The organism is Vibrio sp. 1-Bac 57 (assembly GCF_037546855.1).
GTDB lineage: Bacteria > Pseudomonadota > Gammaproteobacteria > Enterobacterales > Psychromonadaceae > Psychromonas.
The window spans coordinates 1-13660 of the sequence record NZ_JALAAC010000032.1; the positions used below are offsets into that span (position 1 = coordinate 1).

Below are 13660 nucleotides of genomic sequence, written 5' to 3' on the forward strand. Positions count from 1 at the left end.
AGTAGGACTTTGATTTTTTGAAATCACATCAACAACAAGTGCTCACACAGATTGTTTGATTAAATTGTTAAAGAGCGTGCCTTTCGGCTAGGCGGCGTATATTACGCGCCTTTCGAACATTGTCAACGTTTTAATTTAACTTAATTTCGAAGCGAACCACGAAGCGTTAATACGTTAAAAACCATTCTCAAACTCGCTGGGTAACTTGCGCTACACCCCGTGTCTGTGGGGTCGCATTATAGGGATTGAGATCACATTGGCAAGTGTTTTATTACGATTTATTTTCGTTTGCTTAAATATCAAACAAACCACTCTTTTCCTCCATTTATATGCTATTTTCATTTTCACTATATTTATTCTATTTATCGCTAGTATGTTTGATTCGGATTTAGGTAACATACGCAGCTTTTCTGTTAGTTAGTTTTTCTTTAGTTACAAATGATGAGTGAGTTTTTATGACATTTTCGTTAGGCCAGCGTTGGATTAGTGACGCTGAATCAGAGTTAGGTTTAGGTACTATTGTTGCTATAGAAGGACGTATGCTGACATTGTTGTTCGCTGCGTCGGGAGAACAACGTCTATATTCGATTCAAGAAGCACCGGTAACTCGCGTACGCTTTAATATTGGGGATGAAGTTTTAAGCCATGCCGATTGGACTTTATTAGTCACAGATATTGAAGAAAACGATAATATTATTACTTATGTTGGTACCCGTGTTGATACCGGTGAAGAAACTAAATTAAAAGAAACTTTTCTTAATAACTTTATCAAATTTAATAAACCGCAAGATAAGCTATTCGCAGGACAAATTGATAAATTCGATCGTTTCATTTTACGTTACAAGTCTTTATTAAATCAGCACCAACAACAACGCTCTCACTTACGCGGTCTACTGGGCCCTCGCGTAGATTTAATTCCTCATCAATTTTATATTGCAGAAGAAGTTGGGCAACGCCATGCACCGCGTATTTTATTAGCCGATGAAGTAGGTTTGGGTAAAACCATTGAAGCAGGGTTAATCATCCACCAGCAGCTAATCACTGGACGCGCTAAACGAGTATTAATTGTATTGCCTGAAAATTTACAGCACCAATGGTTAGTAGAAATGCTTCGCCGCTTTAATTTACATTTTAGTATTTTTGATGAAACACGCTGTGAAGAAGCTTATCTTGATGCTGTTAACCCATTTGATACTGAACAACTTGTGCTATGTAGCATTGATTTAATTCGTAAACAAAAACATTTAAAAAATGCGTTACTAGCGACTTGGGATCTGTTGATCGTTGATGAAGCTCATCACCTTATCTGGGATAAAGAAAAACCAAGTGTGCAATACAATGCAATTGAAAAGCTTGCTAACTCAATTCCAGGTGTATTGTTATTAACTGCAACACCCGATCAACTTGGTCACGAAAGTCACTTTGCTCGTTTACGCTTATTAGATCCTAATCGTTTTTATGATTATCAAGCTTTTGTTAATGAAGAAGCAGGCTATAAGCCGGTAGTAGATGCAGTAAACCAATTGTTAGACGGAAAATTCCTAAGCAATGAAGCAAAAAACAGTATTACTGAATTACTCTCTGAACAAGATGTTGAGCCATTATTAAATGTGATCACTGATATTACTATTGATGAAGATGAACAACAGTCTGCGCAGCAAGAATTAATCCGTGGATTATTAGATAGACACGGTACAGGGCGTTTATTATTTAGAAATACGCGTTCTGCTATTAAAGGTTTTCCAAAACGCTTATTAAAATCAGTTGCTTTACCGTTACCTGACCAATATAAAACAGCAATGAAAGTATCTAAAATGATGCCTGTTGGTACTCTAGCTGAACAAGCTTTTACAGCCTTGTATCCAGAACAGATCTACCAAGCATTTGAAGCTTCTACGGATAATTCATGGTGTGCCTTTGATCCACGTATTAGCTGGTTGATTGACCTGATCCAGCAGAATAAAGATGAAAAGATCTTAATTATTGCAGCACAGGCACAAACCGCTTTAGCTATTGAAGAAGCATTGCGTACACGCGAAGCAATCAAAGCTGCCGTTTTCCATGAAGGGCTATCATTAATAGAACGAGATAAAGCAGCAGCTTATTTTGCACAAGTTGAAGATGGTGCACAGGTGATGGTGTGTTCTGAAATAGGTTCAGAAGGTCGTAACTTCCAGTTTGCTCATCACTTAGTTTTGTTTGACCTACCTATAAACCCAGATTTGTTGGAACAACGTATCGGCCGATTAGATAGAATTGGGCAACGTTGTGATATACAAATTTATACGCCGTACTTAAAAGAAACTTCACAAGCCTTTTTACAACAGTGGTATGAACAAGGTTTATCTGCATTTACGCAAACCACCCCTACTGGCCATACGGTATACGAAGCGGTTAAAGATGAATTAATTAATTTATTGGCAACCGGTGATAATAGCGAGCAACAGTTAGAACACTTGATTCAACGTACCGCTAAATTAAATGCAGAGTTAAAAACCAACTTAGAACAAGGGCGCGATAAGCTATTAGAAATTAACTCAAGTGGTGTATTACAAAACAGTAACTTGTTGGATGATATTACTGAAATAGATCAATTACCGCACTTCACTGGTTTTGCATTACAAATGTTTGATGTGTTGGGGGTACAGCAGGAAGATAGCAGTGAACATTGTTTAATTTTAAAACCTACAGATCACATGTTAGCGTCTGATTATCCTGGGTTACCTGAAGATGGCATCACGGTTACTTTTAACCGTCAAACCGCTTTAAGTCGTGATGACATTGCTTATTTAACATGGGAACACCCGATCATTAGCAACGGCATGGATATGGTATTAAGTTCAGATACAGGTACAACCTCTGTGGCTATCTTAAAAAACAATTCATTACCGGCTGCCTCAACGTTCTTAGAGCTTATTTACGTTGTTGAAGCGTTAAACACTGAAAATGCACAATTAAGTCGCTTCTTACCGACCACTCCGATCCGCTTATTGTTAGATAAAAATGCAAAAAACCTTGGAGAAAATGTCACTTTCGATAGTTTCAATCGTCAGCTAACGCCAATCAATCGTCATATTAGCCGTAAAGTGGCCAATGCATCACAGGCATTAATAGACCAGTTAATTAAACAGTCTTTACCTACTGCACAAACATTAATGGCTGAAGTTATTGATGAAGCGAAGCAAACAATGCAACGTACTTTGCAACAAGAGAGATCACGTTTGTTAGCATTGAAAGCGGTAAACCCGAATATACGTGAAGAAGAAATTCAATATTCCCGTGACCAGCAGGCAAGTTTTGAGCAGATATTAGATAATACACAACTCAAACTCGATGCCGTTCGTTTTATCGTTTCAACTCATTCATAACTTATTCGGCTATTAAGCAATATGCTTAGTAGCCGATTATTTTTATTGCTGATAGCAGAGATTCAATGCCAAATTTTGTATATAACCCGCCGATGTCGCCATACTTAGATATCATTCATCAAGATCAAGATATCGTCGTACTGAATAAACCTTCCGGATTATTAAGTGTACCCGGCCGTGACCCATGGCATAAAGACAGTTTAGCATTACGTGTTTTACGTGTTTGGCCTAATGCTTGTGTTGTACATCGCTTAGACATGGCTACTTCTGGCATTATTGTTCTTGCGCTGAAAAAATCCGCACAAAGTCATCTCGGACGTCAATTCCAGCAAAAAGTGATTAATAAAACCTACTTTGCTAGCGTGGAAGGAATCATTGAAAAAGATGCGGGTTTAATTGATTTGCCTTTACGATGTGACTGGGAGAATAGACCACGACAAATTGTAGATTTTGAATTAGGTAAAAGTTCACAAACTGAATGGCAAGTAATAAAGCGCAACCAACAAACTACATTGGTCAAGTTAACCCCATTGACCGGAAGAACTCATCAGTTACGGGTTCATTTACAGCAGATAGGTCATGCAATTATTGGCGATGAATTCTACGCCTCTGAATTTGGAAAAAAACTATCACAACGTCTTGCTTTACATGCGGGAAGTATTACTTTAACCCACCCAACAACAGAAAAACGTATCACTTTTGAATGCCCTGCTCCTTTTATGTAAACAAATATAAATTAAGGGATAGTTTCTATTAACAATAACTTAACAAAATCACTGCTTATGATTAATGGTTATATTAAGTAACCTTAATGTTGCATAAAAACCATTCAAAACCGCTGAAAATGGTAGCCTAAGTCACGTTTTTTCACTAAGCTTTAGCTTGGCAAAATTTATTGTGAATAAAAATCCATAAACGATACAAAAAAGCACATAGCCAGTCTTTTGTAAGTCAGTGGTAAATTTTAATAAAAGGTAACGATAATTTATATCTACTCCTCCTTTTAAATGACACATAAAATACACTTTTTATAACTCAATATAACAATAAGCGATCATGGAATTACTATGCAGATAGGTATACCTAGAGAGATCCAAGAAAATGAAAACCGTGTAGCCGCAACACCTAATACTGTTGAGCTATTAATTAAACAAGGTTTCACTTTCCTGGTAGAAAAAAACGCGGGAACAGCAGCTAGCTTTTCTGATTTAACCTACCAAGATGCAGGTGCAGAAATTAGCACTGATGCAGCAACGGTTTGGCAATCAGATATCATTTTCAAAGTGAATGCGCCGACCCAAGCAGAAATTAAACTAATCAAAGAAGGCGCAACATTAGTTAGCTTTATTTGGCCAGCTCAAAACCCAGAACTATTAAAGCAATTAGAAGCTAAAAACATCAGCGTTATTGCGATGGATAGTGTACCTCGTACTTCTCGTGCACAAGCATTAGACGCATTAAGCTCAATGGCAAATATTGCCGGTTACCGAGCAGTTATCGAAGCAGCAAACCAATTTGGTCGCTTCTTTACAGGCCAAATTACTGCAGCAGGTAAAGTGCCACCAGCAAAAGTATTGATTGTAGGTGCTGGTGTTGCAGGTCTTGCCGCTTTAGGCGCTGCAGGTAGTTTAGGTGCAATTGTTCGTGCATTTGATACTCGCCCTGAAGTAAAAGAACAAATCGAAAGTATGGGCGCAGAGTTTCTTGAGGTGAATTACACTGAAGAAACTGAAGTTAGTACTACCGGTTACGCTAAAACGATGAGTGAAGGTTATCAACAAGCGCAAGCTGAAATGATGGCTGAGCAAGCAAAAGATGTTGATATCATCATCACTACCGCGCTTATCCCAGGTAAACCTGCACCAAAAATCATTACTGAAGACATGATTAAATCAATGAAGTCAGGCAGTGTGATTGTTGATTTAGCAGCAGCTGCTGGCGGTAATGCAGCGCTAACAGTAAAAGATAAAGTCTTTGAAACTGAAAACGGTGTAAAAATTATTGGTTACACTGATCTACCAAGTCGTTTACCAACTCAATCAAGCCAACTATATGCAACTAACTTAGTCAACTTGATGAAACTGCTTTGTAAAAACAAAGACGGTCAAATAGATATCGACTTTGAAGATGAAGTTATCCGTGGTGCAACGGTTGTTAAAGAAGGTGAAATCTCTTGGCCACCACCAGCAATCAATGTTAGTGCAGCACCGACTGCAAAAGCAGAACAAAAAGCTGAAATTGTTGTTGAAGAAAAAGAACCAAACAAATGGATTAAACCTGCTGTAGCGGTTGTTGCGGCTGGTTTATTTGGTTGGTTAGCAAGTGTTGCTCCTGCTGATTTCCTAGCGCATTTCACTGTATTTATGTTGGCCTGTATTGTTGGTTACGGCGTAGTTTGGAATGTTGCTCATTCACTACACACACCACTCATGAGTGTTACCAACGCGATCAGTGGCATCATCATTATCGGCGCATTACTGCAAGTCGGTAGTGACAGTAATGTTGTTACCGCTTTATCAACGATTGCAATCTTAATTGCAACCATCAACATCGTGGGCGGCTTTACCGTGACACATCGTATGTTGAAAATGTTCCAGAAGGATAAATAATCATGTCTCAAGGATTAATTACTGCTGCTTATGTTATTGCAGCCATCCTGTTTATCGCCAGCCTTAGTGGCTTAAGTAGCCAAGAAAGTGCACGAAGAGGTAATGTATTCGGTATTATCGGTATGATTATTGCCGTTTTTGCCACCATTGCTAGCTCACAGGTTTCTGGTTTAGGTTACATCACCATTGCCATGGCAGTAGGTGCTGGTATTGGCGTTCGTTTAGCATTAAAAGTTGAAATGACTTCGATGCCTGAGCTAATTGCAATCCTACATAGTTTCGTAGGTTTAGCGGCAACCTTTATCGGTTTTAACTCTTACTTAGACCATGCAGTTTTAGCCTCTGCAGCGCAAACTATCCATGATGTTGAAGTATTCTTAGGTATCTTCATCGGTGCGGTTACTTTCACTGGGTCTATCGTTGCCTACGGTAAATTAAGCGGAAAAATCAATAGCTCTGCGTTATCTTTACCGGGTAAAAACTGGATCAACATTGCAGCGGTAACTTCTGCAGCCTTCCTGTTAGTTGCTTTTGTAAGCGGTGACTTAGGCTTAACAGCACTTATCATCATGACTGTGATTGCATTAGCATTCGGTTGGCACTTAGTGGCTTCTATTGGTGGTGCTGATATGCCAGTAGTTGTTTCAATGCTTAACTCATACTCAGGTTGGGCAGCTGCCGCAACAGGTTTCATGTTAGCAAATGACTTACTTATCATCACTGGTGCATTAGTGGGTTCAAGTGGTGCGATTCTATCTTACATTATGTGTAAAGCGATGAACCGTTCATTTGTGAGCGTTATCCTAGGTGGTTTTGGTACTGAAACATTTGAACAAGGTGACCAAGAATACGGTGAGCACCATGAAACAACGGCACAAGAAGTTGCTGCGTCATTAAATGCTGCAAAAAATATTATTATTGTACCGGGTTACGGGATGGCTGTTGCGCAAGCACAATATCCAGTAGCTGAAATTACTAAACGTTTACGCGCTAAAGGTAAAAATGTACGTTTTGGTATTCACCCTGTTGCAGGCCGTCTACCTGGCCACATGAACGTGCTACTTGCTGAATCAAAAGTACCTTACGATATCGTATTAGAGATGGATGAAATCAATGAAGATTTCCCTGATACTGATGTTGTATTAGTTATTGGTGCAAATGACACCGTTAACCCTGCAGCAAACGAACCAGGTACACCTATTTCAGGTATGCCAGTATTAAGTGTTTGGGAAGCAGAGAAAGTAGTCGTGTTTAAACGTTCAATGGGCGCTGGTTATGCTGGTGTACAAAATCCACTGTTCTTTAAAGACAACTCTGAAATGTTATTAGGTGATGCAAAAGCATCGGTAGATGCAATTTTAGCTAGCCTATAATTAGCAAGCTTATAACCTTTAATTAGCAAGCTAATAAATAGTTAAGTAAGCAATAACATTTACTTTAAGAGCCGAATCAGAATGATGATTCGGCTTTTTTGTTTATTAAAGGTCGATAGCCGTACTATGCTTTACCGTGCGTAATGAAACTGAAGTATGAAACTGAAGTATGAAACTTCCTAATATTTAAATCCGTATGTAACACACGGTCAACAAATGCTTCATAGGCTTGAATATCCTGTACACAAACAATCAGTACAAAATCATATGCTCCGGATATTTGGTAACACTGCATCACTTCATTAGCTTTGATAATTGAGTTTTTAAATTTCTGGTAAATATCAGCTCTATCTCGTTCCATCTCAATAGAAACAATCAAGGTCATTTTATTGCCCGCTAACTGCGCATCAATGATTGAAACATCAGCAATAATAACTCCGCCCTCTCGTAAACGTTTAACACGCTTTAAACAAGCGGGCGCTGACAACCCAACTTTATCAGCAAGCTCAATGTTACGTAGACGATTATTTTTTTGTAGCGACATTAATATCGCACGATCAATTCTATCAATATCCATTATTTTGCCTTAACACTATTATTTTCTTTTAACCCTATGACTTTACCTTAACTCTATGACTTCACCTTAACTTTAACATTTTCTCTGTAATCTATTATTTCTATCAAGCCCCATTATTAGTGGCAATATTTCTTTAAAAGAGAAATAAAAGAAATATTAAGCAACTAGGAAACAATATTTGAAATTTAGTTACAACTATCTTATGTATCATATAGCTTATTAAATTTAAGAAAACACACAATAAAGGTCAGTATGATGCAATCCGTTAAACATTTTTTCATTGAGCTAGGCAGAGATATTTTTAATGTTACATTCACTCTGTTTAAAGTCATGATCCCAGTATTAATTGTAATAAAAATCGTTGAAGATCTAGGAGGGATTGTTTTATTAAGTGAATTACTTGGACCTCTGATGCAAACCGTAGGCTTACCGGATAGCATGGGATTAGTCTGGGCAACAACCCTACTGACCAACATTTATGCTGGTTTAATCGTCTTAATTACCATAGACGACACACTAACTGTCGCACAAGCTTCGGTGCTCGGCAGCATGATGCTACTTGCACATTCATTACCTATTGAGGCCACAATCGCGAAAAAAGCCGGAGTCAGTTTATGGGTTACCTTGACTCTGCGCATTGGCGGCAGCTTACTATTAGCGTGGTTATTACACCTGACCTATCAATTAACGGATAGCCTTAACCAGCCCGCTAAAATGCTTTGGTCTCCTGAAGTCAGTGTGGAAAGTGGTTATCTTGACTGGGCAATGAACCAGCTACAAAATTTAGTGATGGTCTTCTTCGTTATATCAATCTTGCTATTCACGTTAAAGATTTTGAAAATACTAGGTATTGAAAAGTTAATGGCGATCATCTTGAAACCTTTTTTACGGTTATTAGGGATCAGCCAAGAGGCGACTAATATTACTATTATTGGTGCTACATTAGGACTTTCATTTGGTGGAGGGTTATTAATACACGAAGCGCAAAAAGGACATGTAGCAGCACGTGATGTATTCACTTCAATTATGTTACTAAATTTATTACATAGTTTAATTGAGGATACATTACTGATTTTATTAATGGGAGCAGATTTTAATACCATTTTTTGGGGAAGATTATTGTTTTCATTTATTATCATTGCCGTATTAGCAGCAACCATCAGAAAACTATCGCCAGTGTTTTGCGAACGTTATTTATATCGCAGTGTTGCATCAAACAAGATGCAATCAGCAACATAGGCAATAACAAAGGAATACATACACCATATAAGCTAACTGCAATCTATATTAAGCTAACTACACTAAAGAGTTAGCTTGAACTGAGTACCATTAACTTAATAATATTATAAAATGGATATGGTTATCTTATATGGCATTTACTTTAAATGCTTTAGCATGAAAATTAAAGGTGACGTCTAACCACCTCTGCTTGGTCAATAACTCCTTCAGAAGGCGACCAACAACAAAGTTGCAGTTCATTCCTTACATCGATATGCACCCAGTTCATCTCTTGCCCCTGTTTTAACGGACCACACTCTACAAACTTAATATCACCTAATAGTGCCTGATGTTCAATAATATATTTTCTGGCTGCTTGAGCTGAAACTTGTTTAAACTTCATATCAACTGCTCGCCCATATTTATGTTGTGAGCGACTAGCTAAATATTTGTCCGTTGAGCCATAAAAATGTTGATCTCTAAGCCCACTATTTTTAAATTTACCTCCCCACGACCAATCATTAATAGTACAGGATCCTAACTGCTCCGTTAAGGTATCAATTAGCCGTAATAATCTATCATCAAATAAGGTCCAGCAACGATCCCCCCAATCGCTATACATCTGAGGAGTCACAAGTTCTTTAATATCATAATGCTTACATCGGTAACTCATAGCACACACCTCCCAATTATTAATAAGCAGAAGAAGAGGCTTGATGTTACTCCTAGAAAAGTATGGGTCATATTGGATATAGAAAAACGCATACTGAAGCACAAAAATAATGACTATCTCAGTAAAAAATAAACTATTGAGGTATGAGATTAAGCAGTAAAAGTGAGTTAAATAAACAAATCTTGTGGGAGTGCTATAAATGGAAGGAGTTAAAAATAAATACTTATAGCATAATAAGAGCTTATTATGATTAGCAATGAACGAGGTTAATGGTGAGCAAGGTTAATAGTGAACTAGACTACTTAACTCAACTAGATCACTTGAAGCAAAATACCATACTCAAACTACTACGCCACTGTTCTAGTACAAGTTAAAGTGGCATAGCTATACTGAGTAAATTACAACTGAGCAAATTACATTGTGCAGTTAGGATGTTGTTTACTGCTTTTAGTTAATTTTTTTAATTCATCACTTAAGTTATTAATACGGGTTTCATTAGATGGGTGAGTTGATAAAAACTCCATTGGCTCACTTCCACCTGAAGCAATCGCCATATTTCTCCAGAGCGCAATACTTTCCTGAGCATCAAAACCAGCATCATTCATTAGGTGTAGACCTACAATATCAGCTTCTGATTCTTGAGCTCGACCATAGGGCATAGTAATACCATATTGAACACCTAATCCTAGGGCAGCCATACCCATATCAGCATATTCAGTCGTACCTATGGCAGTTTGTGCTATTTGTGTTCCATAGCCTGTTATCTGGCTTGAAGATAAACGCTCATTAGAATGGTTTGCTTGAACGTGTGCAATTTCATGTCCAATAACCGCAGCGAGTTGATCTTGATTTTTTGCTACCTGCAATAAACCAGTATAAACCCCTATTTTACCACCCGGTAATGCAAAGGCATTCACCTGTTCACTATCAAATACCACTACTTCCCACTGGTCGAAATCAGGTTGTTTACCTAAGGTATCAGTGATTTGCTTGCTAACGCATTGTACATAGGTATTCACTTTAGGATCTTGATTGATTTTTTCCTGTGTTTTTAATTCCGCAAATGATTTTGCACCTAAGTCAGCCATTTCAGCGCCATCAAACAATAACACCTGGTTACGCCCTGTAGGTGAAGAGGTAACACATGCAGTTAATAAAATAGCAGAGCTTAGTAGTGATAATTTTAAGATTGAATGCTTCATAGTAAGTCCAATTACAAATGGTTAATTAATTTATTATCTCAGGCTAAAACCAATAATGCCAATGTATTTTAAATATCAAAAAACACCTACTTTAGAATTAATAGGCTATACAATTTAATGCAGCCATCGTTTGGCTCTTATGTGTAACTTATTTGCTCTTGATGCCAATGTTTGTATTGCGGCAAAAACATAGTCATTAATAATATTACACTGCCAGCACCAATCATCACTACATTTGCATAGGGAGCACTCAGGTTTGTTTGCTGTATTAATCCAGCTAGTAAGGCAGCACCACTCATTTGAATACAGCCTAAAAGAGCACTAGCCGTTCCCGCCCGTTCTCCAAAGGCACTTAAAGCCATTGATGTTGCAGGCCCTAATAATAATGCAAAACCAATACATAAAAAAAGCATAGGGACCATAAAGTACAACCCGCCTAATAATGTGTTGGTGACGGGTAGTTGTTGGAATATGACCTGTAAAACAGCAGAAAGCACCATCGTCCACAATGCAACTGTCACCGTTTTATGATTGCCTAATCTTTTAATCACTTTAGGGGCAAGAAAACATGCACTAATGTTAACGATCGCATTAAAACCAAATAAATAACTAAAGGTCAGTTCATCCAAGCCTAAGTGCTTAATGATCCAACTCGGCGCATAGGAAACATAGGTTAAAATACTAGCCATTGCGATCATGCAAGTAAGAGCATAAAAAACAAAGTGGCTGTTAGCTAGAATTGGTTGATAACGTGCCCAGCGGTATAAAGCAGCATTATTATTACTGTGTTCAGGACGTGTTTCAGGTAATTTAAATGCCACCACAAACAACACTATTACAGCGTATAAAGCCATAAATATAAAAGTAGATCGCCAACCAAACTGTAATGCAAGTAACCCACCTAAAGTTGGAGCTAAAGCAGGGATAACACAAATAACACCGTTCAAATAACTGTAATAATGTGCACTTTTTTGTGCATCAAACCGATCTCTCACGGCGCTAAATACCACAATAGAAGTAGCACAGGCAGCAACGCCCTGTAATACACGTGCTAGTTGTAAATATTCAAAATCTACAACTAAAGCTGCTAGTAGGCTGCTCGCGATATATGAACAAATACCAAACAGAGCAATAGGACGACGCCCAAATCGATCCGCTAAGGGACCAATCAGAATCTGCCCTATCCCCATCGAAAATATAAATAACACTAACGTAGATTGAACCTGCATATCTGAAACAGAAAAATCTTGTGCCATTTGCGGCATCGAAGGCAAATAGATATCTATCGCCAAGGGGCTTAATACCACCATGATCATTAAAATAGGTAATAACTTCAGGGTCATCTCAATCTCTTATATAAAATAGGTAACTGGCAATCTTTAATGCATTAGATACTATTAGTAAGGCACATTAAAAAAATTAAAAATAAAGGGTAATTAACTTTCGTAGTGTAAATCAGTTATGATATGAACAGAAATGATATTAATTCAGATCTTAATTTCCCAATAGGAATATCATCCATGAACATTGATAAACTTGCGCGTGTAGATTTAAATCTATTGCTTATTTTACAGGTACTATTGGAAGAAGAGAGTGTGACACGAGCAGCGTTACGCTTAAACCTAAGCCAGTCAGCCCTCAGTAAGAGTTTAACCCGCTTACGGGCTACACTACATGATCCATTGTTCACCCGTACTGCGCATGGTTTAAAACCAACGACTCATGCACTAGAGCTACAGCCAAAACTATCCCCTTTATTACAAGGTTTATACCAACTTACACAAGCGCCAAATTTTGATCCACTTAGCAGTGACAGACACTTTTCTATCAGCATGCTAGAAAGTGCTTACGCCACATTATTAGCTTGCTTCATTAGTCCGTTATTACAACAAGCAAAGCATATTCGCTTGGATGTATTAAGTTGGAAAGAAGGTTCAATGCAGGCGCTACTTCAAGGCAAAGTGGACTTTGGTATTACCGGAATAGATTTCTATCAAGATCAGCGTTTAAGCACACAGAACTTACCTGATGGTATTGCCCACAGCATATTATTTCATGATCAACAAACCTGCTTAGTGAATGAACACCATCCTGCATTACTTGCACTAGAAAGTGGAACTTGGGATAGGGATACTTATCTACAATACAATCACTTACAAGTTTGTTGTGAAGGAAATAACCTATGGGCATTAGATTATCATTTAGAAAAAAAAGGTGAAAAACGCAACATTATTAGTACTTTACCTGACTTCTATGGGGCGGCGAGTGTTTGTGCTCATAGTGATTTAATATTTACCCTTCCTTCAAGCTTTGTACCGCACGCACAAAAACTCTATCCGCTGAAAGAAATCCCTCTACCTTTTACATTTGAAAATATGGCTTATGTTTTATTATGGAATCAACGTAATAGTGATGAATTAGGGCATAAATGGGTAAGAGAAATGATTTGCCGAAGTGTTGCGGATACGTTTAACTAAGAGTTATTGAGAGCAAACAAGATAGTATGAGAATAAACAAGGTTATGTAGTCACTCTGTTTAGCCGAACTTATTACTGATTTGAACCAGAGCCATAACAAAGGCGCTTAAAGCGCCTTTGTTATGTAAAGTTAACTTAAAAGTAGTGTTTGCTTAAGTAATTC

The 13660-nt window shown here is 37.9% G+C and carries 10 protein-coding genes; 6 read left to right on the forward strand and 4 right to left on the reverse strand.

Going from position 1 to position 13660, the window contains the following annotated elements; genetic code table 11:
* Positions 1–455: 455 nt before the first annotated feature.
* The 4 genes from rapA to pntB all read left to right on the forward strand — a co-directional run bounded on the left by rapA (position 456) and on the right by pntB (position 7350).
* A complete protein-coding gene (gene rapA, locus MT391_RS16475; RefSeq protein ID WP_499499051.1) occupies positions 456–3368 on the forward strand; it encodes an RNA polymerase-associated protein RapA in 2913 nt (970 codons plus the stop codon).
* A 65-nt stretch (positions 3369–3433) separates the two neighbouring features.
* Positions 3434–4093 (forward strand): RluA family pseudouridine synthase, encoded by a 660-nt coding sequence (locus tag MT391_RS16480; RefSeq protein WP_166370823.1) that lies wholly within the window; start codon positions 3434–3436, stop codon positions 4091–4093.
* Between the two features lie 342 nt (positions 4094–4435).
* Complete coding sequence (locus MT391_RS16485; protein ID WP_499499052.1) at positions 4436–5977, forward strand: Re/Si-specific NAD(P)(+) transhydrogenase subunit alpha; 1542 nt, start codon at positions 4436–4438, stop codon at positions 5975–5977.
* A 2-nt stretch (positions 5978–5979) separates the two neighbouring features.
* The gene (gene pntB / locus MT391_RS16490) at positions 5980–7350 is read left to right on the forward strand and encodes a Re/Si-specific NAD(P)(+) transhydrogenase subunit beta (protein ID WP_166370827.1); all 1371 of its coding nucleotides are present in this window, start codon (positions 5980–5982) and stop codon (positions 7348–7350) included.
* A gap of 124 nt (positions 7351–7474) precedes the next feature.
* Here the strand turns inward: pntB and MT391_RS16495 are convergent, their stop codons facing one another.
* Positions 7475–7927, reverse strand: coding sequence for an Lrp/AsnC family transcriptional regulator (locus tag MT391_RS16495; RefSeq protein ID WP_499499054.1), 453 nt, complete (start codon positions 7925–7927; stop codon positions 7475–7477).
* 255 nt (positions 7928–8182) lie between these two features.
* Between MT391_RS16495 and MT391_RS16500 the strand changes: the two genes are divergently transcribed.
* Complete coding sequence (locus tag MT391_RS16500) at positions 8183–9166, forward strand: hypothetical protein (RefSeq protein WP_166370831.1); 984 nt, start codon at positions 8183–8185, stop codon at positions 9164–9166.
* A 163-nt stretch (positions 9167–9329) separates the two neighbouring features.
* On the opposite strand, the gene MT391_RS16505 is transcribed toward MT391_RS16500, so the two are convergent.
* The 3 genes from MT391_RS16505 to MT391_RS16515 form a co-directional block, all read right to left on the reverse strand.
* Positions 9330–9818 (reverse strand): hypothetical protein, encoded by a 489-nt coding sequence (locus MT391_RS16505; RefSeq protein WP_499499056.1) that lies wholly within the window; start codon positions 9816–9818, stop codon positions 9330–9332.
* 413 nt (positions 9819–10231) lie between these two features.
* Positions 10232–11020: a M48 family metallopeptidase gene (locus tag MT391_RS16510; RefSeq protein ID WP_166370835.1), complete on the reverse strand. Its 789-nt coding sequence runs from the start codon at positions 11018–11020 to the stop codon at positions 10232–10234.
* A 137-nt stretch (positions 11021–11157) separates the two neighbouring features.
* Entirely contained in the window at positions 11158–12363 is a 1206-nt protein-coding gene (locus tag MT391_RS16515; protein ID WP_166370837.1) for a multidrug effflux MFS transporter, read from the reverse strand.
* 177 nt (positions 12364–12540) lie between these two features.
* Here MT391_RS16515 and MT391_RS16520 point away from each other — a divergent pair, with 177 nt between their 5' ends.
* Positions 12541–13497 carry a LysR family transcriptional regulator gene (locus MT391_RS16520; RefSeq protein WP_499499058.1) on the forward strand — a complete coding sequence of 319 codons (957 nt, stop codon included), beginning with the start codon at positions 12541–12543 and terminating at the stop codon, positions 13495–13497.
* Positions 13498–13660: the final 163 nt, after the last annotated feature.